This is a genomic window from Runella sp. SP2, from assembly GCF_003711225.1.
In the GTDB taxonomy this organism is placed as follows: Bacteria; Bacteroidota; Bacteroidia; order Cytophagales; family Spirosomataceae; genus Runella.
Genome location: NZ_CP031030.1, coordinates 5,213,622 through 5,240,494 on the forward strand (window position 1 = coordinate 5,213,622; position 26,873 = coordinate 5,240,494).

The window sequence follows — 26,873 nt, forward strand, 5'->3', positions numbered from 1 at the left end:
CAATTTCCTACTTCGCAGGATACTGCTTTTCGAGCCAAGCAACCATTTTTGAAAACACATCTACCGCCGCCGAAGCACTCATCCCGTGTTTTTCTTTTGGGTAAAGTTCTAACTGCGAAAGTGTTCCCAGCGACTGTAGTTTTTTATGGAGATTTTCGGCCTGACTGACGTGCACCAACGGGTCTTCAACCCCGTGAAAAGAAATGGTGGGCACCGCTGTTTCTTTGGTCAAATGTAATAACGGACTTGCATCCACGCAGATTTGGGCTTTGTGGTCGGGCGTTCCCAGAAAGCGAATGACGGTATTGTCGGCATCGCTGCCGTCGGGGCGGATGGTTTTGTCCGTCAAGTCGGTAGGTCCCCACAAGTTGACGACGGTTTTTACCTGTTTTTTGGCGTCGTGTTTGTAGGCGTACAGCATCGCCAAATGCGCTCCTGCGCTGCCGCCCATGAGGGCAAATTCGTTGCCGTTAAAACCGTACCGTTTTGCCTTGCTCGACAGAAATTCAAGTGCTTTTTTGACGTCTTCAATTTGAGCAGGAAAAAGGTTTTGACCATCTTTTACCAAACGATAATTGATAGAAACTACCATATAACCCCGATTCCCGACCAGCTCTTCAAGCAACTGTTTGGGAAACTCGCTTTTATCTCCTCGGCTCCACGACCCTCCGTGGATATAGACAATCAACTTGGTGTTGCTATTGTGATTATCGGGATAAAACGCATCAAGCAAATTCTGTTTTCCTTCGGCATCGCCATACGGTACATCCAACAGCGACTGATAGCTTGGTTTCTTAGGCAACGGAGCCGCATTTTGGCTCAGTCCATTTCGCCATCCGTTGGTCGTTAAATATTTTACCAATGCTTCGGGCTGGTCGGTTTGAATGCCGTTGACGCCCTTCTGAAGCGCATTGTTCCACGCCTCTTGGCCTTCCGAAGGGCTTTGAACATCTAGCCAAACGCTTACGCCCTCGCTTTGGGCGGCTTGCACCATTTCTTTGTCGTAGATGTTATCGAGCGCCTCAATTTTGACTTGTCCCAGAAAATACCTCAGTTGGTCTTTGTTTTTTACCTCGTCAAACAAGCTCGTCATCAACGGCATTTGAGGAGCCACGCTCCGCCATTTTTTGTAGTCGGGTACTTTGTTTAAATAGACAACTACTTGATTTTCCATTCCCTCCGCCTGAATCTGTTTCCAGGTTTCGGCCACGTCGGCATTTTTAAAATCGAGGTAAATATGAATGCGGTTTTTGCACAAACGCAACACCTCCCGAAACTCAGGGATTCGGTAGGCCGTTGGGTCGTCGGCTTTGGGATTTTTGAGTTGAAGTGATTGAAGTTCGGCCCACGTTTTGTCCGCTACGTTGCCTTGACCATTGGTCATGCGGTCAACGGTCACATCGTGGTGAATCATCAAAATACCATCTTTGCTTGTCCTAAGGTCAATTTCAACATAATCGGCTCCACTTTTGATGGCTTCTTCGTAAGATGCCAAGCTATTTTCGGGAACATTAATGTGGTTGCCTCGGTGAGCAATCACCACCAATTTATTTTTTGCCGCAGGAAGTACGGGAGCCGTTTGGGCAGCTCCCTTAAAAACGCAAAGTAAGGCGACAAGTAGTAATATCACATACCTTTGTAAATAGTTCATAAAAGTAGTAAGCGTGTGAGCAGAATTACGTAACAATGGTGGGATATACTCGGTACAAATTAACTTCTGAGTTGTAAAGGAGTTCTGACATCATGTTCTGACATGAGCTTGTTGAAATACTCTTCCAGAATACCAGAGTACTCTGGAGACATTTCTGTTTCTCCCAGTCCTGCCAACAATTCGTCAAATTCCTCTCTCGACAAGTTGTTGCTCAGTAGTTTGCCGACTAGGTACTCTGGACGGGAGCGTTCCATGGTCATTTGTTTATAAAGTATATCTAATGTACGCTAAAGCCGCCCCAAAAGACTATTTTAAAGCACCTTTTTCTGGTCTGTCAGGAATACACGGGTACTTACAGTATAGGTACCTCCTTCGGGGTTTTTGTATTTTAAGTCAACGTAAAACGCTTTGTAGCCGCTGCTTGGGTAGTTTTCTTTTAACTTAATTTTGGCGGCATTCGACACTCCCAACGACTGACTTGTCCACTTCTCGTTTCTAAAATCTTTGTCTGCCGAAGTTGCCGACCAAACAATCGCGTCTATTAAACCATCGCTTGCCGTATTTATACTCAATTTCACGCCTTTACGGCTCGACGACGCCTTCCATTTAGGGGTTGGATACGCGCGGTTGTTGATGGTCGTTCCAAAAAAGGCACTCAGCGCTTCCAGTACTTGCGCTCCGCCGCCCAAATCGTGCCCAGCGTTGGGTACGTAGTGAATCATGTTTTGTCCAGGAATCTGGTCATAGTAATGTTTGATGGCGTCCACCGTCCAGTATTCGTCGTTGGTACCAATGAAAATGATTTTAGGCACTGTCAACTTTGCACGGTACGAATATGGGTCAATCATGGTCGTAATGGCGGCTCCTTTGGGCGTATTCGCCGTTTGAGGAATCTCCAACTTTACGTAATCTTCAATTTGAACGCTATACTCACCGTAGCTTTTAAGCTGATAATCAAGCGTTGCAGGCATGTTGAGCATGTCAATCACCATTGGCCCGATGGCTTTCACGCGTGCATCATCAATAGCCGCCGAGAGCCACGTTGTCCACCCACGTTTTGAAGCGCCTGTTACTACAAAGCTATTAACCTCGTGGTTAAGTTTTTGTTTTGAAAATGCTTGTACAGCGTCCATAGCTTTCACCGCGCTTTTCACCATCGGAAACAACAACGGCCAGGTATAATCGCCGTCCTTTTTGAAGTTGTGTAAGGTATAAGAAATGAGCGCATCTTCGGTCAATTTGCCGTAAAGTGGTTGGTTAGGTGCTTGTTTCAACAACACTACAATGGCTTTATTTTTGGACGAAATTCCTGCCAAGGGCAACCAAAGTTTGTCTTTGGTGCTCCAGTTGGGCTGCTCGTCTTTATTGGAACCACCCGTGATAAACAACAGCGCGCCATCGTGGGTATTTTCTTTGGGAACAAAGACCGTAAGCTGGTGACGCCACGTAATTCCTCGCCATTTTTGGGAAGTCAAGAGAAGGTTATAGCCCGTCACGTCGCCCATCGGAAACGAGTCTTTCAATTCCCACGTAAAGGTATCGTCACCGTTGTTGATGTAACTTTTTAGGGCAGTTTCGGGGGTAACGTTTGCTTGTTGGGCCCGAAGAAGCGGCGTAGCCACCCAAACGATGGCTGCTATCAAAAAGAGTTTAAAAAATGGCTTACGCATGATGATTGGAGATAGAGGATTTTTAGGGTTACAAATGAATTTTTCGTTCTTTGAGCAATTTCAACAACAACTCGGGCTCGTCGGTTTGCACCACGTTGGCTCCGTGTTTGAGAAGCTGCCCCAGCGCTTCGTCGGTTTTTCCTGCGCGAAGCGCCGCATCTACAGATCCCAGTGCATTTATCCACACTCGAGATTTGTGCTTTTTGATGGTTTCGACCACTTCGGGGGTATAAAACGAGAAGTCGATGTGGACGATTTCGGGCTGAAACAACACAATGGCCGAATCGGCTTCGGCCAGCGAATGCGCCCGTGGCATCAACATGTAGCGTTTGTTTTTCTTGTCAACGTACTTCAGGATTTCGTAATCACTATCAAAGAAAATAACAATATCTTCGGTTTTGGTTTTTCGTATTACCTCCAAAACCGCGTCCATTTTATCAGTTTTTAGATCCAAATCGACCAAAATATGGCCTTTAGCCAGCAAAAGCGCTTCTTCCAGCGTCGGGATTTTTTCAGCGGTTGCTTTGCCATTTTCAATCAAAAAAAGCTGATTGAGCTGCGCAAAGGTCATTTCTTCTAACTTTCCCTTGCCCGTCGTGGTGCGATTGATGGTCGCGTCGTGCATAATGACGGGTACACCATCGGAAGTTACTTTTACATCAATCTCCAAAATATCTACCCCTAGCCGTATCGCTTCTTTGATGGCGGGAATGGAGTTTTCGGGAAATTGGTTGTGCGCTGCTCGGTGCGAGGCTACCAGTACGGTATTCGATTTGGGGTTCAAGAAATCTTTTTTGATGTCTTTGACGTTTCGTTGTCCCCAAGCCGTCCCTATCGACAACCCCATTATACTCCACCAGAGCCACTGTTTTTTCATCATTTTATCGTTCAATTATTGCGCCTTTGGGCTCTCTTTGACGAGTTTTAAGGCTTGTTCCATATAAATTTCAGCAGTCATTTCTCCCAAACTGGTTCGACTCACGTACTCATAGCGTTTGAAACTATTGAAATCCACTTTGGTGAGCATGTACCCAAAGGCGTCGTTGGTAAGGCCAAACAAAAACGGCAATTTGGTGTTCATGTTTCGCTTTAAGTAATAGCCAATATTGGGCAAGGCTTCTCCTGGAATGGTCAGGATTTGGGCAGGGCCAATGTTCAATAAATTCACCTGCGTACTCACGCTGGCGTCTTTGGCGTTGGGGTGTTTGAGGGGTGAGTTTTTTAAAATATAACGCATCAATTCAGACTCTACGGGAAACTCTACCGTGCGCGCCGTGCAGTACAGCGAAGCATTATCGAGGGTCGGGGCGGGAGTAACAATGCGCAGGGCTTCGTCGGCCAGCAGCTCGCCGATTCGGATACATTCTTCCCAAATATTGGCTTCGTTGTTCGACTCGCGACGGTTATCAGCCGTGACCATTCCTCCTTGGGCACTGTTCATAAACAAGGCTATTCCGCCCACTTTTGATTCGATACGATCGTACAACGGTCCGCACATATCGGGACTCATAATTCCTCTTCCTGACCCAATGATTTCGGGGTGGATGGCGTAGTTGACCAACGTCGCAATCGTTTTACCTTGTTTATTGGTCGCCTGAATCACGCCACAACGCGGATCGTACAATTGCGGAGCGTAGTAGTTGTACGCAATTTGACCTTTGGCTTCCCCCACCGCGATTTTCAGCGTGGCAGGTTCCAATTTTGAAACAGCCTCATTGACGGCATCGGCGATTTTTTTGACACAGTCGTCCAAGTACTTCAAATCCGCCGACGATTTGCCCATCTGGTCAGGAAATGCGTACGCATCGGGGCCACTGTGGGTGTGGGTGCAGCCAATCAACACATTTTCGGGAGGAATGCCTTTGATGAGCGCCCGCGATTTGTTGCCCAACACCGACGACCAGCCAAGGTTATCGACGCCCACGATTGCCACGCGCGTTCCGCCTTTTTCGAGTACCATCACGCGGGCAAATAAATCACCTTTTTTCTCCGTGGTAGGTTTAGGCGTACCTATTCCTCCCGAGGCAGGAAGCAGTGGACTGGGCGTGATGACCCGCAACGCCGCTCCCACGCGCAGCTCCTGCGCTATGCTCGCCACTGCCAACCAACTCCAAGCGATTACGCCAAGTATTATTCGTTTTTTCATGCTGGTCTCTGTTTGGGGTTTCCTATTTTGGGTTTAAAGTTGATGGTGTTTCGCTTATCGGGTTGGGAGCAACCCTCCTCACTAAGAGGGCAAAAAAGGTGGAAAGTTTTCCACCTTTTTTTATTCTCTTCAACTCTTATTCTTACCAAGGTTTGCTTGTTCCTTGGGCTACCCATGGCTTTGACCATGGACTATTTTTACCATCTGCCGCCGAAAACTCCGTTTGTTCTAGTTTACTCATCGCACTTTCGGCGTTCACTTTGTTCAAATTACGTTCGTCGAGCATGTAGAAAAACCGAACTGGCAATACTTTGCGCTTGGCTTGTGGCCCTGCTACCAACGCAGGGAAGCCTGTTCTGCGGTAATCAAACCACGCTTCTTGCGCTGCTGTCCAACTCGAAATCCATTTTTGCTCAATGATTTGTTTCAACGTTCCATCGTATTTTACCCCATCTCCTGCGATGTAAGTAGCATAGCTGCTTCCTACGCCCCAAGTATCTAAAGAGGCTTTTACTCCTGCTTCATAATGCGTTTTGGCATCGCCTACCGCCCAGCCTTTCAGCGCAGCTTCGGCCAAAATAAAACGTACTTCGGCGGCTGACATCAAACGCGACTTCAAAAGTGTTCCTTTGGCTTGTTTGTAAATATCGTTTAACCACGATACGTGTGGGTTGTTTGCCGCTTGTTCGGCGGTTGGGCTGAGGTTATACGAAGCGCCCCCCACAATGGCCGTTGGCAGCCCTACGTATTCGTTGGTATTATAGTCTTTTCCAGCCACTTTATCGGGCGACAAATAGCGTTTGTTGCCGTCAATTTTGTCCGTTCCCTTAGGCAAAGAGGGATCCACTACCAACTGAATTTTTACTTTATTGGCCCAAACTCCCAGGCGCGGGTCTTTGATGGCTAACAATCTATCTACAAACGTAGCCGCCATTTTGATACGACGGTAGTTGCTCTCACTGGCGTCATAAATGGCATTTGCTGGCCAAGAATCGTCGTTGCTATTTCCCGCAAAAGGCATGGCGCAGTCGTCAGCAATGGCCGTAATGATGGGATACTGCGTCGCATTTCCTACAATTTTTTCAATGCCTGCTTTGGCTACATCAGGTTTTTTGCTCGAAATGCGCATGTAATAACGCAACGCCAAAGAGTTGGCTAACTTACGCCATTTAGCAGGCGCTCCTGCATAATAGACATCGGCTGTACCAACAGTTACGGGATAGTCCGTCGCATTTTTGGAGAGCATTGTGTTTGCTTTCTCAAGGTCGGCCAAAATTCCCGTGTAAATCGACTCTTGCGAATCGTACGAAGGAAACGTATTGGCAGCGCCGCCATCAGCTCCTTTTAAGGCCGAAGTATAGGGCGCATCCCCCCAAAGGTCGGTAATCAACCCAAACATCATAGATTTCATCACCAGCGCGATACCTTGATGTAACTCTGAATTGACAGCGATGGCACGGTCATAGACGTATTGGTTGTTACGCAAAATATCATAATACCCTGCCCAGCTTTGGCTTCCACCCCAATCATACTCGTTGTGGCCACCACTCCAGCCGTCTTTTTGGGTATGCTGCATCACGCCCGCAATGTCTTGGTAGCCCAAGTTGACAAACGCCTTTCCGCTTTCTGTCAAAACGGTTGATAACACCAAGTTTGGATTGGCATTGGCAGGATTGACGCCGTTGGGGTTTTCGTTGAGTACAGTTAAATCTTTACAAGAAAATACCGTACAAGAAAACAAAAGCACCAAGCAAGTTGATTTAAAGTTCTTGATTTTCATTGCCTTAATGTTGTTTATGTTTTCTTAGAATGTGAGACCCAATTTGAAACCTACTGGAATAACCCAAGGATTGACGTTATAACGCTCGATACCTTGTTTAAACTGACTTCCACCGCCTTGTACACTCGACTCCTGCTGGAATGCCATTTCTGGGTCGATGTTGATTTTGGCCGCTGTCCAGAGAATAATGTTACGGCTATAAACTGAGAAGTTGGCGCTTTGTACACCCACTTTTTTCAACCAACTCTGTGGCAAGTCATACCCAAGCGTAATTTCACGCATCTTGAGGAAAGACGCATCGTACAAAAATGCTCTCGTAAACGACCAAGCGGTACTTCCTGCAAATGGTAGAATCAACGTCCCTGTTTCTCCTAAATTTTCCTTGAAACCTGTTGGATTACCGTTGGCATCGTAGCCCGTTGCCACTACCCCAGGAATAAACACTCCTCCGTGGGGAAGGGTATAAGGGCCATACTTAAACGGATAACCGCCATAATCAGGCGTTGGTCCTCCCACCAACGGAAAATTGTTACCGTTGATAAGCACCATTTTGTCTTGGTTTGCCACCAAATAATCGCGCAGGGCTTTGCCTGTCAACCCGTTAGGATTGAATAATTTATCCAAAAATAACTGCGACTGTCCGTTTTCTTCCCCAAAGCGATACGTCTGCGAAACAAAGTCGCCACCATTACGCCAGTCGAACGACATACTCAAGCTAAAGCCTTTGTACGAAATCGAGGTCTGCAAGCCCATGACAAATTTGGGGTTGAAGTTCCCGATTTTGTTTTTGGTATTGATGGCATCAATTGACTGCCACTTGCCCGTTTGATCCAAAATAGGATAGCCATAATAGGGCGATTCTTTGTTTTCAACCGTCACTACCTTGGCGTCATAAATATCCCCAATTTCGTCACCTACGTACGTCCAAGCACCTCCTTTGGCATCGGTCCAGAGGGTATAGTAAGGCAAGTCATCCGAAAGTTGCTTGATAGTTGTACGGTTGCGGGTCCAGTTGGCATTGATGTCCCAGCGCCAGTTGTTGCGGTCGATGGGTGTTCCACCCAACACAAATTCAAATCCTTTGCTCACCAATAGTCCTGCATTGATGTTTTTAAGGGTATAACCCGACGACGGCGGAAGTTTGGTACTTAGAATCTGGTTGCGGTTTTCTACCATGTAGTAAGTACCAGAGAAGCGCAAACGATTTTTGAACAAATTGAGATCAATACCACTTTCGTACGACGTTACGATTTCTGGTTTGAGGTCAGAAATTAGGAGCGTACCTGGCGTGCTGAGGCGCGGCACACCATCCCAAGTACCTGCGTTACCTAGTGTTCCGAGCAATTGGTACGGGTTGGCATCGTTACCCACTTGCGCAAATCCTGTACGAAGTTTCAACATACTGATTTGGTTGGTCAACGGAAGCATTTCATTCACCAACAAGCTCAACGAAGCCGATGGATAGAAATACGAGCGGTTGGCCGCTGGGAGCGTACTTGACCAGTCGTTGCGGGCAGTTACGTCCAAAAACACCATGTCTTTGTACCCAATGTTTGCCAATCCGTAGCCACTATAAATAGCTCTTTGAAACCACGAACTGTTATAGTCAAGGTTGGCAGGGGCAATGTTTTGGATGGTATAAACCCCTGGCACAATCAAGCCTGTCCCGCTTTTGGTGGCATTGGTGACGTTTGAGCCTTTTTGGTAACGGGCATTTCCACCCACCGAAAACGACAAGCTGAAGTCTTTTATGTCTTTCTTGTAAGTCGCCAAGAAATCGGCATTGCTTTCAAAATTGGCGATGTTGATGATTCCGTACGCGCCACGCGGGTCGTTGGTGTAGCTATTGGCTACTTTCATTTCGCGTTTTTCGTTGTAAGTATCTATGGCATAGCGGCCCATCAAACTAATTTCGGGCGTAATCTGCCATTCTGCTCTGATGTTTCCAAACGCACGGTCGCGCACAAAACTATTGTTTACTTCGTAAGCTAAGAAGTACGGGTTATTCCAAATGCCTTTGAACTGCGAGCGCTGCTGCAACCCTTCTTGCCCTGGCAGCCAATAATTTTCTAAGTCACGGATATCTGTATGCGGCGACACGGCATACGCCCATTGGAGCGGGTTGGCACCTCGGTTTCCTGCGGGGCGGTTGTTTGAGTTGGAGCGGCTCAAATCTAAGTTGGTACTCACCCGCAGTTTGTCGCTTACTTTGACCGATGTATTTAAGTTGATGGTATTTCTAAACAAATCAGAATTGGGGACAATGCCCTTGTGCTGCATATTTGAATACGACAAGCGGTAGTTAAACATGTCGGTGCTGTTGGCAATCGAGACGCCGTTGGTGGTAGTCACCCCTGTTTGAACAAAGTTCCTAACGTTATTTGGGTGCGACACGAGCGGCATTTTCATGGGCTTCCCATCGGCGCCAATGGGGCTGTTCCATTGTACTTCTTCGTAGCCTTTGTCCAAAGCTGCGCCGTAAGTAGCCGCAACGTTTTCTTGAATCAAACCTCCAAATGGATTACTCAAAGGTGTACCACTGATGGAGGGTGGAATGGCCGAAAACTGCCCTGTTCCAAACTGAGTTTGCCATTTCAAATACTTAAATGGTTTGTCAAAAACCGTATTAGAAGTAATCGAAACCGTCATTTTTTTGGCTTTAGAACCGCTTTTTGTGGTAATGAGCACTACGCCGTTCCCCGCCCGCGAACCATACAACGCTGCCGCACTTGGCCCTTTCAAAATCGACACACTTTCGATATCGTCGGGGTTAAGGCTCGAAATAGAATTCCCGAAGTCGGCTCGGTTATCGTTTCCGACTTGGCTAATGTTGTTGAGGGTGTTGGCCAACGGAACCCCATCGACCACAAACAAAGGCTGGTTGTCGCTACTCAACGAAGTAGCACCGCGAATCACCATACTAACTGATGACCCCGTACCGCCCGTTGAGCTGATGGTAACGCCCGCTACTTTTCCTGCCATGGCATTTAAGACGTTTTCTTGGGCCACGCGGTTCAGGTCTTTGCTGTCGATTTTACCCACAGAATACCCCAGCGATTTTTCTTCGCGCTTGATACCCAAGGCAGTCACGACCACCTCTTTCAGGTTTTCAATCCCAGGGGTAAGTACAATGTCCACCACATTTCGGTTGCCGACGAGTACTTCTGAAGCATCATAACCGACAAACGAAAATACCAGCGTGGGATTGGCCCCGCTGACTTCGATGCTGTACGTTCCAGTGGCGTTACTGGTCGAACCTTTCTGAGTACCTTTTAGGATTACATTGACTCCTGGCATGGGAGCACCGTCTTCTTTGGACGTAATTTTTCCACTGACGGTTCTTGTTTGAGCTACGGTTTTGGAAATACATAGCCCTACTACCAACATCATCATTCCCAAACACCTCAGCATTTGGGAAAGTGTAGAGTTTTCAATCATGTCATTAATTGGTTAAGTAGTTGTACTATTCCCTTTTACGTATGCCAACCCCAAAAGGGCTATCCCTACCCGCCTTTTTTTACAACTAATTGAAATAAAGTAACATAAAAGCCATTTTGGAAACATTTAGATAAAAAAAAGGGCAGAAATGTTCTGCCCTTTTTTTGTTCAACTAACCCAAAAAATTACCAAGGCTTATTCGTCCCTTGAAGAACCCAAGGTTTCGACCATTGGCTATTTTTTCCTCTTAAACCAGAATGTTTTGTTACCTCTAATTTATTGATAGCTGCGTCAGCATTAGTACGGTTGAAGTTTACTTCATTGTCTCCGTAATTGAAACGCACCGCTACCACTGGTTCGGCAGAAGCAGGCCCTGCTTTCAACGCTGGCAAACCTGTACGGCGGTAATCAAACCACGCTTCGGTTGCCATTGTCCAGTTGGCAAGCCACTTTTGCTCCATCACTTGCGCCAAAGTATTGTTAAATGCAACACCTTGTTTAGCTATAAACGCATCATACTGCGAACCTACTCCCCAAGTTTCAAGAGAATTTTTGATACCTGCATTGTAGTGTGACTGAGCAGTTCCTACCGACCAGCCTTTCAAAGCTGCTTCGGCCAAAATAAACGACGCTTCTGCCGATGATGCCAAACGCGCTTTCAACAATCCACCGCTGCTTCCACGGTAAATTTCAGCCAACTGAGATACGTGCTGGTTTTGTACAGTTTGGCCAGGCGTTGGGTTGTTGTTGTACGTATCAGGTTGGATAAGCCCTGCAGGTACACCCACATACTCACCCGTATCCAATGTTCCTTTGTATAACTTAGGATTGTAATGACGCGTGTATTTTACTCCTTTTTTTACTTCGGCAAGTAGCACTAAATCAGTCAAATAGCTCACACCTTGTTGAATCACTCCATCTTTACGGATAAACTTATCAACATCCGTTGTCAACGTTTCGTCAGCCACCCAGCGAACGTGAACTGGGGCAAGCCATACTTTCAAACGAGGGTCGCCCGTTGACACAAGTGCGTTTACAAACGCCTGTGCTGGTTTCTTTCTTCTAAAGTTTGACTGCTCTTGGTCAAAAGCTACCGCGCCAGGCCATGCGTTACCAGCAGTAGCACCGATGTAAGCCATGGTGGCATCTTCTGCTTGGGTTTTGATGTAAATACCTGAACTATAAATCGCTTCGATTCCAGCTTTTGCTTCTGCAGGCATTTTGTCAGAAACACGCATGTAATAACGCAACAACAACGTATTGGCAAATTTCTGCCACGAGGTAGGATTTCCTGCATAAAACAAATCATAACCTGTCGTATAACCCGTCGCATCTTTTGTTCCAAAAAGCTCAGAAGCCGCCTTCAAATCAGCGATAATTCCTTTGTAAATTACTTCTTGGCTATCAAAAGCAGGTTTCAACAACTCATCAGATTGATCTCCTTTTACGGCCGATGTATAAGGAGCATCTCCCCACAAATCCGTGATAACCCCAAAGATAAACGAGCGCATTGTCAGCGCCACGCCCTGGTGGAACTTGTAGTTGAGCGCAACCGAACGCTTATACATAAACTCGTTGTTACGGAGCATGTTGTACCAGCCGCTCCAATCTTGCGGGCCCCAGTCATAGTGGTTGACGCCACTAAACCAGCCGTCGTGTTGGATGTGCTGGGCTACCCCTGCTACGTCGCCGTAGCCAAGTTCCAGATAGGCCCTTGCCGCCGAGTTCATTACCTCAGGCATCATTAGGTTGGGGTTGGCAGTAGCTGGGTCAATCCCGTTAGGGTTCACGTTTGTTTCTGTCAAACGATCGCTACACGACGAGGCAACCACAATTGCCAAGGCCAACGCCGATTTTGATAAGATTTTTAACATTTTCATCGTACGCTATGAATGTTAGTTGATTACAAATTGAAGTTTAACTTAAACCCGATTGGCATCGTCCAAGGCATTACGTTTTGCAACTCGATACCTTGTCTGAAACGGCCGCCATCTGCTTGGAAAGCTCTTTCAGGGTCGATTCCGATTTTTGCAGCGTTCCAAAGCATGAGGTTACGGGTGAAAACTGAAATGCTTGCATTGCGGAAACCACCGATGTTAGGAATATTATAACTCAACGACAACTCTCTCATTTTCAAGAAAGAAGCATCAAACGTAATTTGCTTATTAAAGCTCCAAGGATACGTGTTTGAAATTGGGAAAATGTTGGTTCCTGCTCCTCCTAAGTGTTCTGTGTAAGACCCATCTGCGTTCAAGATTACTCCAGGAACAAATGCTCCGTCACCGTCAGCACCCATGCCACCCGTTGCTTTGGTATAGCCACCTACCCGTGGGAAGTTTCCGTTTTCAGGAATGATGTATTTTTCAGGATCAGATTTAAGAAGCGCAACAAGTTCTGCTTCTGAGTACAATCCACCAGGAATTAGGTTATTAATTTGACGTTGCGATTTCCAATCAGACTCACCGTAGCGATAAGTGTAAGATTGGAAGTTACCGCCAATACGTGCATCAAAACTAGCGGCCAATGAGAAACGCTTGTAGGAAAGCGTAGCCTGCATACCCATGATAAACTTAGGATTGAAATTCCCTACTTTTTCACGCGCATTACGGTCATTGACGGCTATCCAACTTCCTGTTCTACTCAAAATTGGCCAGCGATAATAGGGAGATGCAGGGTCTTGAACAGTAGCATATCCACGGCTATAGATGTCGCCAATTTCTTGTCCTACGTACGTAAATGCGCCACCGTTGTTGTCATCCCAAAGCTGATAGAAATCCATTCCCTCGGTCAACTCTTTGATACGTGTACGGTTACGAGTAAAGTTTACATTCACGTCTAAGTTCCAGCCATTTCTATCGCGGATTGGGCTACCACCGAGGTTGATTTCCCAGCCTTTACTTGCCAACAAACCTGCGTTGATAAGTTTGCTACCAAAGCCTGAAGAAGTAGGGGTAGTAATGCTCAAAATCTGGTTTTTGTTTTCTACGTAGTAATACGTTCCTTCAAAACGGATACGGTTTTCAAACAAACCAAAATCTAAACCAAACTCAGTAGAAGTAGCGATTTCTGGCTTCAATTGGGCGTTCAACAACGTCCCTGGCACGTTGGTTGTAATCAAGCTTCCCCAAGTTCCTGTACCCAACGTTGGTACCAACTGATAAGGTGCGGCATCGTTACCCACTTGTGCCCAACCTGCTCTGAATTTCAACAATGAAATTGATTTTGGTAAGCTAAAGGTATAATTGGCCAACCAGCTCAACGAAGCCGATGGGTAGAAATACGAACGGTTTTCGGCAGGAAGTGTACTCGACCAGTCGTTACGGGCTGTTAGGTCTAAGTAAAGCATGTTTTTATAGCCCAACGATGCCATTCCGTACAAGCTATAAATCTCCTTCTTGTTGCTTCCATTACTTACCTGCAACGACGCCAACGGAATGTTTGAGATACGGTACAAGCCCGGTACAGTCAGGATGCTACCACCCATGTAGTCTTCTTTGTAGTTTTGCACCATGTAGTTTCCACCACCCGACACGCTCAAATCAAACGATTTGATGGCTTTTTTGTAGGTCAACAAGAAATCAGTGTTTGTTTCATTGCGACCAATTCCTTGCAAGTAGTAACCTCCGTTTCTTACACGTGAGTAGCTCCAAGGAATTTTGGTTTCACGGTCTTCGGTAAACATATCGTACGATACCCGTGCAAAAGCCGAGAGTTCTGGCGTGATGTTATAATCCAACTTCATGTTTCCATACACACGGTCACGATTGAAACCGTTATTAATTCCGTACGCCAAGAAATAAGGGTTGTCACCGTTTGCTGAAGGAGAAAGCTGGCGAATTTGCTCGTTGCCTGGTACCCAATAATTTTTAAGCTCTCTGACATCAACGTGTGGCCAAAGATAAACGGCTTCGAGTGGGTTGGCACCACGGTTGGCGGTGGATGGGCGGTTTTTAGAGAAGGAGCGAACAAAGTTTAGGTTAGTGCTAAGTTTAACTTTGTTGCTAATATCGTAAGTACCAGCCGCTGATAAGGTATGGCGCTTCAAATCCGAGTTAGGGATTGGGCCATTGTTTTGCATGTAGTTGTACGAAACGCGGTAGGTACTCTTATCGCTCGAACCCGAAATCGACAAATTGTTGGTCGTCGTAATCCCCGTTTCCAAGAAGTTTTTCATGTTGTCTTTATACGACTTCAACTCCGTCGGAATTTTCTGACCATTGGCATCCAATGGGCTATTCCACTGCGCGGCCAAGATACCTTTATCCAACTCTGGTCCAGCCCAATACGCCGACGTTTCGTCTAAGCGCGCATTGCGGTTTCCGTTGGCGTACTTGTAATGAAAATCCAAGAAGCGATAAGGTGTCTCGAAGACGTTGCTGGTAGAAAAAGAAACACCCAAGCCTTTACCTTTTTTGCCCGTCTTGGTCGTAATCAAAATCACCCCGTTTCCAGCGCGTGAACCGTACAATGCCGCTGCACTTGGGCCTTTCAAGACCGAAATACTTTCTACATCGTCGGGGTTAAGGTCAGAGATGGCGTTACCATAGTCAACGTTGTTACGGTCACCCATTGAGCGAAGGTTGTTCAAGCTGTTGGCAATGGGTACACCGTCCACCACAAAAAGTGGTTGGTTATCATTACTCAATGATTTAGCCCCACGAATGACGATACTAACCGACGAACCAACGCCACTGGTCTGGTTGATTTGTACCCCAGCCACGCGCCCTGAAAGCGCATTTAGTACGTTTTCTTGCGGTACGTTTACAATATCCTTTCCTGCAACCTCTCCTACTGAGTAGCCAAGGGCACGTTTTTCGCGTTTGATACCCAAGGCCGTTACGACCACTTCCCCAAGTGTTTCGGCACCTGGGTTTAACTTTACGTCAATCATATTACGGTTTCCTACCGCAACTTCCGTTGGATCATACCCAACAAACGAAAAAACGAGTACTGGATTTGCCCCGTTTACTTCGATTGAATAGTTTCCTGATGCGTTTGTGCTGGTCCCTTTTTGGGTACCCTTTAGTACGACGTTCACGCCAGGCATGGCAGAACCGTCTTCGCCAGTCGTTACTTTCCCTGTGATGGTTCTAAGTTGGGCGTACACTGAAGTACAGAGGCCTCCCCATACCAATCCTATTACAAGCAACATCCTCGTTACCCGTTCTAAAGGAAAAAAGTGTTTCATATAGTCTGCTAAGTTTGATTAGTTAGTACCAATGGTACGTACTAACCAAATATTCAGACTATTGCAGATTTATTATTTTTTAGTAAAGAAAAGGAAAGGTTCGATTAACGTTTATAGACAAAAAATATTTTAATCACCTAATTATCAACAACTTAAATACACATAAAAAATATGTAGGTGAGGAATAAAAAAATCTATCTCACCTACATAAATTGGTTTATTGCAATAACCACATTTTTGAAAACTCGTTATCTGTTGCAGGAGATAACGTGCTTACTCCCAAGTCGTAAGCCGTGCGGTTTTGCCCTAGTTCATTGCCTGGATAGCGGTACCGAACGGGGAATGTATAACCCGTCAAGCGACCATTACTGAAGATATTTGGCAAGCCCGTACGACGCAAATCCAAGTACGCTTCGGTCGAAACGGTAAATAAAGCCAACCATTTTTGTTCTGCAATTTTGGCCAACTGCCCTGCTTTATCAGCTGGTAAAGCAATGCTGGTTTGTGCCAAGTATTTATCCACGTCGGCTTGTTTTACGCCCCAACGCAATAGTGAGTTGGTGATGCCCTTGCGGTAGTAGGTATCAGCACTTCCCGAAATCAAACCTTTAGCCGCAGCTTCGGCCAAAATGAACTGCACTTCGTCGCTGTTCATCAGTTGGGCTTTGAGCAAATTATGCTTGTTTTGGCGGAACAACTGCGAATACTGTGAAACTTTAAAGTTACCCACAACCCCACCTGCGGCGGTATTGTAGTGCCCGTTTCCGTTTTTCCAGTCGCTCAACATCCCCGCAATAAATCCTACGTATAACTTGTCAGTATCGGTAATGTTGGATACTTGCGCGGCCATGTCTTTATTGTTTACGTCCAAATACTCCCACTTTGAAGTATAAGTAAAGCCGTTGGCATCGGTTGTTGTTACCGTTTGTCCATCTTTCGACTTATCGGTAGTCCAAGGAGTTTCTACGGGAGCTACCCATACATTCAAACGCGGATCTTTTAACTCTACTAGCTTGTCAACCAATGTTTTACAAGGACGACGTTTGTTAAATTCATCGACCGAGCCCCAATTAATTGTACCACCTTTCCACGAGTTATCTGCCGTTGTTCCTACGTAGGCAATGGAGGCATTTTCGGTGGCATCCGTAAAGACTGGAGAGGCAAGCACGGCGGTCATTCGTGCACCAGCATCCGTCAATTTGCCCGACGCACGCATAATTAAGCGTAATTTGAGCGAGTTAGCGAATTTGAGCCACTTGGTTTTATCCCCGCCAAACATCAAATCATAACTTTTGTCGATGGGTTCTGTGCCTGAGTTCATCAGCGCTGTAGCATCGTCCAACTCTTTCAACAAGCCCGCATAGGTATCCGACTGTTTATCGTATTTGGGATATAAAATCCCCTCGCGTGCTTTCAAAGCTTGGGTATAATACACATCGCCGTAGAAATCGGTCATGTACGAAAACAACATCACCCGAAACGTGATAAAAATACCCTTGTGTACTTTCGACGCCCGTTTATCGGCCAAACCAATCGAACCATCAATCAGTTTAAGGATATTCATGGCCGAATACATGTCATCAATCGGCGACTTAAATCCTGAATAGAAGTTGTCGCCGCTTTGGTAGTTGCTTTGCATGTGTTGCACCGCACTAGGAAGGCGGCGGTTGTCAAAGCCCATGTTTTGGTAGAAAAGCGACGTTTGCTTAATAACTGACGCCAACAAGAACGGGTCGTTGACCGATTCTACCGCGTCGAGCTGCTGTACGGTATCCACTACCCGTAATTCATCTTCACTGCAAGACGTTGTTATTCCTGTCAGTAAGGCTGAGAATGCGAAAATTTTTATGTATGATTTCATGTTCTTGATTGTACAGTGATAGTAAATGCTTAAAAATCAAGAGAAAGCTTCAATCCGTACGAACGAATCGCTGGCAAGGTTGCTCTCAAAATACCTTGGTTGGTACCTACCCCCGTAAAAGCTGACTCAGGGTCTTCATTGCGGCCAGAGGCATTCCATTGGAACAAATTACGGCCAATAAACGCCAACGATACGTTGTTGAGGTTATACTTAGAGGTCAGGTTTTTGGGCAATGTGTATGCCAACGTGATTTCTCTCATTTTGAAGTTGGTCGCATCGTACGTTCTGGTGGCTGAGAAGTTCCAGATGATGTCACCGTAGCCGTTGTAAGGAAAATCGTAGAACGTATTTTTAGGATTTGCCCCATTTACGATGTAGTCGGCGTCAGTAGCAGCGGCAGGATCTCCTTTGTAGTTGGGATTCAAGAAAACGCCTTTTACGTAACTAGCATCTTGGAAATCCGAGCGTTTGTCGTTGTTGTTTGAGTTGATGGCCGCATAGTCGCTGGCATTTTCAGCAGGCCATACCAAACCACCGTGCGCCGCGTCACGTCCACCTACCCACCAAGGGTTGTTGTCGCCCGAGCCCAAGGTCGTCATGGCGCGCCCGTTCGATTCCGCATACTGCTGGTTTACCGATACGTACTTACCTCCTTTACGCAAGCTTCCTACCAACCCAAGCGTAAATTGCTTGTACTTCAATGTCGTATTCAAGCCTAAGATAAAATCAGGGTTGAAGTTACCGAGTTTACCACGGTCACGCTCATCACTTGATTTCTGGATTTTGCCTTCTTTGCTGTCCAACAAAGGCATCCCTGCGTATTTACCCGTTTTTACGCGCAAAATGGGGTTTTCTTCGTAGATACTTCCGATTACTTCGCCTTCGGCCAATTTCACTTTTGTTTTACCATCGTAGCTGGCAAACACATATCCTGCAGGCGCAAATTTGTCAGACAAGCGGGTGATGGTTGCTTTGTAGTGCGTAAAACTTGCCGAAACATCCCATGTGAAATCTTTGGTTTTGATAGGTGTAAAGTTCAATCCCCACTCAAACCCTTTGTTGCGGACGTCGCCGATGTTGGTCAACAAGCCCGTATAACCTGTTCCTTGTACCAACGGAATGTTGTCGATTTGGTCTTTTTGGTCTTTTACGAAGTAGGTAAAATCAAGTTTCAAGCGATTGCTAAACATCCAAAGGTCAAAACCCGCTTCTTTAGAAATTGAGTGTTGCGCTTTCAAATCAGGGTCAACGATGGTTGCATTCAAGCTAACCGTATTGATAGAACCCCAAGGACTGGCGTCAAAACTGTACGTATCAATCGAACGACGACGCACCAAACCGTTTCCTACGTCGGCGTAGTTTAAGCGGGCTTTCAAATAGTTAATCACTTGTGGCAACTTAAATGATTCGGAAGCCACCCAGCTCAACGAAGCCGATGGATAGAAATAGCTGATTTTTTCTTGCGCGTACGCCCCTTTCCAATCGTTGCGGCCCGTTACTTCCAAAAACAACTTGTTGTCGTAGCTAAGGTTCGCCGTTCCGTACGCACTTACTGATTTTCCGTTGAAATAAGGGGCGCCTACGTTTGTACCTAAGTTGGTACTTGTACCACTCACCGTCAGCGTTCCTGCTTTGATGTTGGCAAGCGTAAACAAGTTAGGCGAACTCAAATCTCCTCCCGTGATTTCGAGCGTACTGGCATTGGTAAAGCGGTAGTTACCCCCACCCGACACCGACAAGTTCATTTTGCCAAATGTGTTGTTGTAAGTCAAAATCGCATCCGTGTTGGCTTCCATGCTGTTGTTGTTGCCCACGACGTATTGTCCGTAGGCATCACCTTTTGCTCCCCAAGATTGGCGCAATTCATAGTTTTCTCTTACGTTTTGCATACCCGTACGGAGCATCAAAGAGAATGGTTTCGACAATTGCCAGTCTAGTTGCGCTTTGCCAAAGTAATTGTCTCGCGCAAACTTGTGGATTTTTTCGTAGGTAATCCACCAAGGGTTGTTTTGAGCCACGTCGATACCATTGTCTTTCATAATGGCTCCGTTTTGGCGAACTCCCGCAAAACCTGTCAACCAATAATCGCGCATTTGCGAAAGTGGCTGTAGGTTAGTCGGTAAATTGAACAACAAATCGTTTAACACACTGTTTGAACCTGTTACGTTCGCCTTGTTGGGAGTAAACGTTTTGATGTAATTACCGCTCACCGATACGCGAATGTCTTTGGTCAAATTGTAAGTGGTATTCAACGTAAACGACTTCTGATCGGTCTTGGTGTTAGGCATCACGCCTCTGTTGTTCATGTCCGAAATCGAAAAACGGAACGAACCTTTATCGTAGTTGCCAGTCACTCCCACGGTGTTGGTCAGTGTACTACCTGTTCGTAGGTATTCTTTCACGCGGTCTTCGCCCGACGATACCATTGGGCCGTTTTTCCATTGCTTGGCCGCTACGTCCCAGTAATCCGCTTTGTATGTTCCATCAAGAGTTGGCCCCCAAGTATCAGTATTGTCATATTGCCATTCATAAGCGCGTTCTCCTTGTCCAAACACCGTTTGTTCGGGGAAAAACTGGTAGGCTTTTTCGGTCGTTGCCGCCGATGTGAAGCTCACCCCAATTCCTTTTTTCAATCCCACGCCCGATTTGGTCGTAATCATAATCACCCCATTACCACCTTCAGCGCCGTAAAGCGCACCAGCACTTCCACCTTTCAGGATGGTTACCGAGGCGATGTCTTCAGGGTTCAGTTGCGAAAGAATGTTTCCAAAATCAACCCCGTCTTTGTTGGTAAACGACTGCGTACCTACGGGCACACCGTTGATGACGTACAAAGGCTGACTTTTCAACGAAACGTTGGCATCGCTCAAGGTAGGCATCGCCGACGACCCACGAATGTTCACCAATACCGACGAAGTGGGGTCGCTACTCAAGCTTGTGAGATTAACCCCGCTCACTTTTCCGTCCAGCGCTTTCAACAAGTTAGGGTTAGATGCCTTCACGATGTCTTCTGATTTTAATTCTCCCACCGAATAGGCCAATGAACGTTTTTCGCGGTTAATGCCCAAGGCAGTCACCACCACCTCTTGGAGGCTTTCAGCGCCTGGCTCCAATGCTATTTCAATGATACTACGCGAAGCCACTGGGATTTCTTGGGTTTTGTAGCCTACAAAAGAAAAAACCAGTACGGCATTGTTGTTTGGAACTTCGATTGAAAAGTTGCCCGTTGCGTTACTGCTCGAACCACGCTGGGTGCCTTTCAAGACGATATTCACACCTGGCATAGCGTTCCCGTCTTCTTTCGAGGTAATTTTCCCCGTAATGGTTCTGGTTTGTGCCCAAACCATCGCGAAGCATCCGCTCACAACCATCGTCGTCAGTAGGATTCGCTTCAGCATTCGCCCCATAGTAGAGTTGTCCTTCATTTTAGTAAGTTGTTTAATTGATTATACCCATAAATACCCCCTACTTCATTGGGTAGGCTAAAGAACGAGATTAAAATGCGGTTAAAAATTATATCTCGTTTCTAGTCAATTAATTTGACTTACTTTCAATAAAAACAGAAGCAAAAAATGACACTACTTGCTGCTTACAGCTCAGGAACCTAGCTACATAATTCACCATTATACAACTGATAATCAATTATATAACTCCATTTTATAAAATTAAAAAAGCACGTTCATTTATTAATTCAAATTAAACAAAAATTAAAATAGAATTAAATTACGATTAATATTTATGTCTTTTTGTGTAATTTTTAAAATAAAGCACAAAAAAGCGAGGACAGTGGATAGTATATTCCACCGCCCTCGCTTTTCACTGAAATAGTGTGCGATAAACCAATAAAATTAGAGTGCTGCTGCTAAATCAACGCGTTCTCGTAAAAACTGCTTTGCCTTAACTAACTGATTTTTAACGGTATTTTTTGAAATTCGCATCAATTCTGCGATTTCTTGATACGATTTCCCTTCTTCCACATTCAATTTTAAGATTTGCTTTCTTTTCTCCGACAGCGCCTCAATCCCAGCCCTTAGTAGCACAATTTTAGCTTCTTCAGTGTCAGGTGCTACCTCGTACGCCTCTTCCATTCTGTCAAAATACTCTTGCCTCAACGTCTGATTCTTTTCTACTTTTTTGAAATAATCGAAAGCCAAATTGCGAAGACACGTAAACAGATAAGAATTAAAATTCAGATCAGGGTTAATTTGCCCTCTTTTCTCCCAAATTTTGATAAAAACATCGTGTACCATGTTTTCCGCCTCTTCCTCTTCTTTGATCAGAGAAACACAAAATTTTGTGGCTGGCGTCTTGTAGTGATTATACAACTGAGTAAAAGCGAGTTCGTCTCCTTGGATTACTTTCCGTAAGACGTATTCATTGATACAAGCCATGGTTTTTCAGGGTTTTGGGAGGAAATGAGATACAGAACTGTTTGTGGATTTATGAAGTAAAGATACGTCATCAGTTAGAAGATTTCGTCTCAAATTGCGTAAATATATCCTCAAATTACGCAAAGTGAAAATATAATAATAAAAACATAATACAGGATTATACTTACATACCATTTCTTCTTTTATGAAGCTCAAATTTTAATAGTTAGGTAATAGCCTTTGCTATCTGGCGTTGCGTATTATTTTTAGAATAATCACAACAACATGAAGTTTTGCATCACTTGTTTGTCAATCGTTGGGTGTCTCTTGGGTAGCTGGATTACTTCCCACGCACAAAATAGCCCTTATTTAGATACTCCCTTTTGGCAAGAAACCCACGAAGCCCACCCTACCACCGACGAAGTGAGAAGCGTAGTGGCAACTCCCGATGGCAAACTTTGGATTGCTACTCCGCGTGGCGTATTTCGTAAAAGTGCCTCCCAGTCTGCGTGGGAAGCCATCACCAGCGATGGCCCCTCCTATACCGTTTTTGCCGAAACCCCTTCTACACTCTGGTTGGGCACTTGGAACGGTGCTTATCGCTACTCCAACCACAAACTGGAGCGAGTCTCGGGTACTGACGGCCCCATCTCCGTTTTTTGTGCTTCTCCCGAAGGTACCTATGCCATTGGCCCAACGGGTATGTGGCGTTTTGACGGCCGTAGTTTTGTCAAAAAAGAGGTGCAAATCCCCCGTTCAGTTCGGGCTGCACTCTGTGATGTGAAAGGAGATGTATGGCTTGCTACGGACGTCGGCTTATATAATATTAATAAGGTAGGATCTACGCGTATTTTGAAGGCAAAAGATGAAGTCATGAGCGGGTATATCAAAGGTGTGGCGATGGATGCCCAACAGCAGCTCTGGGCCGCGGGGCTTGGCGGGGTTAGTGTTATGAACAACTACAAGAAAATCCAAGAAATCACCACTCAGAATAACCTCCCGACTGTGTATGTCACTTGCCTCAATAAAGCCCCCGATGGTACTATGTGGGTAGGTACCGAAAAAGGCATAGTCCGATATACCAATCCTAGCAAAGGTTCTTTGTTATTTAGTCAGCGGTGGTTGCTCCACGACCACATCAATGCCATTTCTTTTGATGCTGTGGGCAACGCTTATCTAGCTACTCCCAAAGGGGTCAGCGTCATCAAAAAACAGCGAATGACCTTGGCCTCCAAAAACGATTTTTTTCAAGATGTACTGCTCAAACGCCACATCCGCGCCCCTTGGATTGCGGGGCAATGTTGGCTCGAAAAAGCAGGAGACATTTCGAGCTGGAAACCCGAAGATGACGACAACGACGGCGAATATACAGGCAATTACCTCGCAATGGAGAGTTTTCGCTACGCAACAACTCACGCACCCGACGCCAAAGAAAACGCGAAAAAGGCTTTTCTTTTCTTGCAAAAACTACAACAAATCACTGATACCGATGGCTTTTTTGCGCGTACCATTGTGCCTGCCGATTGGACGAGGGTGCACGATGGCAACCGTCAATATACTCCTCAGGAATTAGCCGATGAGTTGGTCAAAGAACCTCGTTTTAAGCCCGTCGAAACGCGCTGGCATCAATCAAAAGACGGACAATGGCTCTGGAAAGGAGATACCAGTAGCGATGAGATGTGTGGGCACTTCTTTGGGTATTTTTTTTATTATGAACTCGTGGCCGATGAAGCAGAAAAAAAGGTCATTCGCACCCACGTAACACGCATTATGGACTACCTTATTAAGCATAATTTCAACTTTGTTGACATCGACGGAAAAGCTACTCGCTGGTCGGTATGGTCGCCCGACCAGCTCAACCGCGACCCCGAGTGGGCACCCGACTGCGCGCAAAACTCTATGGAAATGCTCGGATTTCTTTTGTTTACCTACCACATTACCCAAAATCCCCTTTACCAACAGCATTACCTTCGCCTCATCGAAAAAGAGCATTATCTCGACAATATGGCCCAGGTTCTTCAGCAAAACCCCGCTTGGTTCATCTATTTTGACGTGGTTTTGCAAGCCTACATTTACCCCATTTTGCTCAAATGCGAAAAAGACCCCACTCGCCTCGCTTTTTACCAAAAACACATGGACGACTGGTTTGAAAAACGCAAAGGTGACCAAAATCCACTCATCAACTTCATCTACTGTTATGCCCGCAACAAGCAAGTAGAGCTAAAACCGTCCGTTGATTTTCTAGTGGATACGCCACTCGATCTTATTGATTGGCCCATCGACCACCGCCAACGCGAGGACGTCGCGATTGTCAGAGTGCCCGTTTTGGAAGACGAACAAGTCAATATTTTACAACCACCCAGCATCCGAATGACGGTACGCTGGGATAAAAACCCCTGGACTGCCGCTGGCGGCGACCCGCACCGCGAACGCGAACCTGTCTTTTGGCAATTACCCTACTGGATGGGGCGCTATTTGGGGATGATTCGATAGACCAACAACTGTTTCACTATTTATATTTCATTTATGTCAACCATCAAAACCGTACTTTTCGTCTGTTTTTGTGCTGTGCTCTTTTCCAAATGCAGCCCCAAAAACTCGACAGCTACGCAACAACCCGTCCACCAAGACATCCCATTTTGGCAAGATTATAGTGTCAAATTTTACGCTCAACCAACCGACGGCACGCTGCTATCGGCCTACAGTGACCGCAATGGCGTCATCAAGGTTTTGACCGATAAGGGTCTGGCACAACCCTATGACGGACATTTTTTGTACCACGGTAAGTTGCAGCCCGACGGGACGTATCGACCACTTAAAACAAAAAAAATAAGCGCGCTTGGCGTCTATGAAAGCCAGTTTGTCTATCTCGATGATAAGACTGTACTGAGCAACTCGTGGGCAGGAAAGCTTTTTTCAAAACACCAGCTTCCTAGTGCTCGTTTGTTTGCGGGTGGTGCTAATTTTGAGTTCTTGGTTTCGGATGGCAAAGCCCTTTACCTCGTCAATGATTCCAAACTTCTTTGGAAAGGCAATTTATCGTCGGACGAAGCACTGCAAATGAGCTACCAAGCCAGCAGCGGTACGTACTGGATTCTTGGCCATCAGGGGCTTTATTCGTTCAAAAACAACCAACTGAACAAAGTTTTCAACGGGGCTAACCTGACCGCCTTTGATGTTTCGACTGATAATAAAAAAATATTTATCGGTACTTCAGATGGTTACATCGAATGGGATATGGCAACGCAAAAACAAGTAGGCGACATCCACAAAAAATTGCCTTGGACGGACATCACAGCCGTCAAAAGCATTGGCGACAAAATTTGGTTTGGAACCACCGAGGGTGCTTTTGCGCTACGTGCTGACGGAAAGTTTGACTACTACAACGGAGAGCGCTGGCTTCCAACCAACCAAGTCGTGCATATTTCGGAAGGTCCAAGTAACTCTGCACTGGTATTGACCAAAGGCGGGCTAGGACAAATTTGTTTCAAACAAATGACCCTTCACGAAAAAGCCATGTACTACGAACAACAAGTTCGCAGCCGCCACATTCGGAATGGCTTCAACGCCTCGCTCGACAACATGGAAAAAGGCAACATTGCCAGTGGTTACCTAGCCGATTCAGACAATGATGGCCTTTGGACTTCCATGTATTTGGGCGGAGAAGTTTACCGTTATGCAGTCACCAAAGACCCCGAAGCCCTTCAAAACTGCCGTGAGGCTTTCGAGGCCATGGAGCGGCTTTACAGCATCAACCCTGTGAAAGGCTTTCCTTCACGCTCGTATGAGCGCAGTGGCTTCATTCCTCAGTTGTCTGACCCCGAGCGTTGGCAGCACTCCGCTGACCCTGAATGGGACTGGAAAGCCACCACAAGCAGTGACGAGGCCGTAGGACACATCTTTGCCTTTGGTACGATGGCTGAATTAATTGATGACCCATCTCTAAAAAAACGAGCTATCACTTTGATAGACAGTCTAATGAGTCACATTGTAGAAAATAACTATTACTTGGTTGATTTTGACGGTAAACCCACTACTTGGGGGCGCTGGAGCCCTGAGTACGTAAACGCCATGCCCAAAAACGTTGGCGACCGCAAAATTACCTCTTCTAACATCGTTGCCATGCTGCAAACGGCTTATCATTTTACGAAGAAAGAAATTTACAAGGAGAAGGCTTTTGAGCTGATGAACAAACACGGCTACTTTGAAAATTTGATGCGCCCCATGAAAGAAATTGGCCCCGCTGCCGACGATGCCGACGCCCTTAGCAAAGAATTATCAGACGGCTGGAACCACTCCGACGATGAGATGTACTTTGTATGCTATTGGGGTTTGTACCGATACGCCTTTAACGATACCCTAAAAACCCATTTCAAAAAGGCAATCATTGACCACTGGGAAATCGAACGCCCCGAAAAAGAAGGTGCGTGGAACATTTTTACGGCGCTGACAGGAGTTAAAGACTTTGATTTAAACGAATCAGTTTGGTATTTGCAGGAGCACCCGCTTGACCTGATTGACTGGAACATTTCAAACAGCCACCGCAAAGACATTGAAAAAATGGCGCCTAACTTCCGTAATCAAACTATCAAAGAAGTACTTCCGCCCGACGAGCGCCCCGTACAGCGTCACAATGCCAATATGTTTAACCTCGACCGAAATGGTAGCAATGGCACTTCTGAACACAGTGCTGGAGATATTTGGCTACTCCCCTACTGGCTTGGACGGTATTTGGGTGTTATTTCGGAGCCTAAAAAGTAAGCTTTGGT

The 26,873-nt window shown here is 46.0% G+C and carries 14 protein-coding genes; 2 read left to right on the forward strand and 12 right to left on the reverse strand.

Annotated elements, in window-relative coordinates; genetic code table 11:
* Nucleotides 1-7 precede the first annotated feature (7 nt).
* From DTQ70_RS21010 to DTQ70_RS21065, 12 genes are all read right to left on the reverse strand, one after another.
* Nucleotides 8-1,651 carry a glycerophosphodiester phosphodiesterase family protein gene (locus tag DTQ70_RS21010; protein WP_122932632.1) on the reverse strand — a complete coding sequence of 548 codons (1,644 nt, stop codon included), beginning with the start codon at nucleotides 1,649-1,651 and terminating at the stop codon, nucleotides 8-10.
* 59 nt (nucleotides 1,652-1,710) lie between these two features.
* Entirely contained in the window at nucleotides 1,711-1,905 is a 195-nt protein-coding gene (locus DTQ70_RS21015; protein WP_122934505.1) for a hypothetical protein, read from the reverse strand.
* Between the two features lie 57 nt (nucleotides 1,906-1,962).
* Nucleotides 1,963-3,321 (reverse strand): PhoPQ-activated pathogenicity-related family protein, encoded by a 1,359-nt coding sequence (locus DTQ70_RS21020; protein WP_122932633.1) that lies wholly within the window; start codon nucleotides 3,319-3,321, stop codon nucleotides 1,963-1,965.
* Between the two features lie 28 nt (nucleotides 3,322-3,349).
* Nucleotides 3,350-4,201, reverse strand: coding sequence for a glycerophosphodiester phosphodiesterase family protein (locus DTQ70_RS21025; RefSeq protein WP_229599981.1), 852 nt, complete (start codon nucleotides 4,199-4,201; stop codon nucleotides 3,350-3,352).
* Between the two features lie 12 nt (nucleotides 4,202-4,213).
* Complete coding sequence (locus tag DTQ70_RS21030) at nucleotides 4,214-5,467, reverse strand: hypothetical protein (protein WP_122932634.1); 1,254 nt, start codon at nucleotides 5,465-5,467, stop codon at nucleotides 4,214-4,216.
* 142 nt (nucleotides 5,468-5,609) lie between these two features.
* Nucleotides 5,610-7,247, reverse strand: coding sequence for a SusD/RagB family nutrient-binding outer membrane lipoprotein (locus DTQ70_RS21035; protein WP_122932635.1), 1,638 nt, complete (start codon nucleotides 7,245-7,247; stop codon nucleotides 5,610-5,612).
* A gap of 24 nt (nucleotides 7,248-7,271) precedes the next feature.
* On the reverse strand, nucleotides 7,272-10,685 hold the full coding sequence (locus DTQ70_RS21040) for a SusC/RagA family TonB-linked outer membrane protein (protein WP_122932636.1): 3,414 nt from the start codon (nucleotides 10,683-10,685) through the stop codon (nucleotides 7,272-7,274).
* Nucleotides 10,686-10,870: 185 nt separating this feature from the next.
* Nucleotides 10,871-12,565, reverse strand: coding sequence for a SusD/RagB family nutrient-binding outer membrane lipoprotein (locus DTQ70_RS21045; protein ID WP_122932637.1), 1,695 nt, complete (start codon nucleotides 12,563-12,565; stop codon nucleotides 10,871-10,873).
* Between the two features lie 23 nt (nucleotides 12,566-12,588).
* Nucleotides 12,589-15,873 (reverse strand): SusC/RagA family TonB-linked outer membrane protein, encoded by a 3,285-nt coding sequence (locus tag DTQ70_RS21050; protein WP_122932638.1) that lies wholly within the window; start codon nucleotides 15,871-15,873, stop codon nucleotides 12,589-12,591.
* A 217-nt stretch (nucleotides 15,874-16,090) separates the two neighbouring features.
* Nucleotides 16,091-17,734 carry a SusD/RagB family nutrient-binding outer membrane lipoprotein gene (locus DTQ70_RS21055; RefSeq protein ID WP_122932639.1) on the reverse strand — a complete coding sequence of 548 codons (1,644 nt, stop codon included), beginning with the start codon at nucleotides 17,732-17,734 and terminating at the stop codon, nucleotides 16,091-16,093.
* Between the two features lie 29 nt (nucleotides 17,735-17,763).
* Nucleotides 17,764-21,159 (reverse strand): SusC/RagA family TonB-linked outer membrane protein, encoded by a 3,396-nt coding sequence (locus DTQ70_RS21060; RefSeq protein ID WP_122932640.1) that lies wholly within the window; start codon nucleotides 21,157-21,159, stop codon nucleotides 17,764-17,766.
* Nucleotides 21,160-21,582: 423 nt separating this feature from the next.
* A complete protein-coding gene (locus tag DTQ70_RS21065; RefSeq protein WP_122932641.1) occupies nucleotides 21,583-22,125 on the reverse strand; it encodes an RNA polymerase sigma factor in 543 nt (180 codons plus the stop codon).
* Between the two features lie 264 nt (nucleotides 22,126-22,389).
* On the opposite strand from DTQ70_RS21065, the gene DTQ70_RS21070 reads away from it, so the two are divergent.
* Both DTQ70_RS21070 and DTQ70_RS21075 read left to right on the forward strand, forming a co-directional pair.
* Nucleotides 22,390-24,597, forward strand: coding sequence for a two-component regulator propeller domain-containing protein (locus DTQ70_RS21070; RefSeq protein WP_122932642.1), 2,208 nt, complete (start codon nucleotides 22,390-22,392; stop codon nucleotides 24,595-24,597).
* Nucleotides 24,598-24,630: 33 nt separating this feature from the next.
* A complete protein-coding gene (locus tag DTQ70_RS21075) occupies nucleotides 24,631-26,865 on the forward strand; it encodes a hypothetical protein (RefSeq protein WP_122932643.1) in 2,235 nt (744 codons plus the stop codon).
* Nucleotides 26,866-26,873 lie beyond the last annotated feature (8 nt).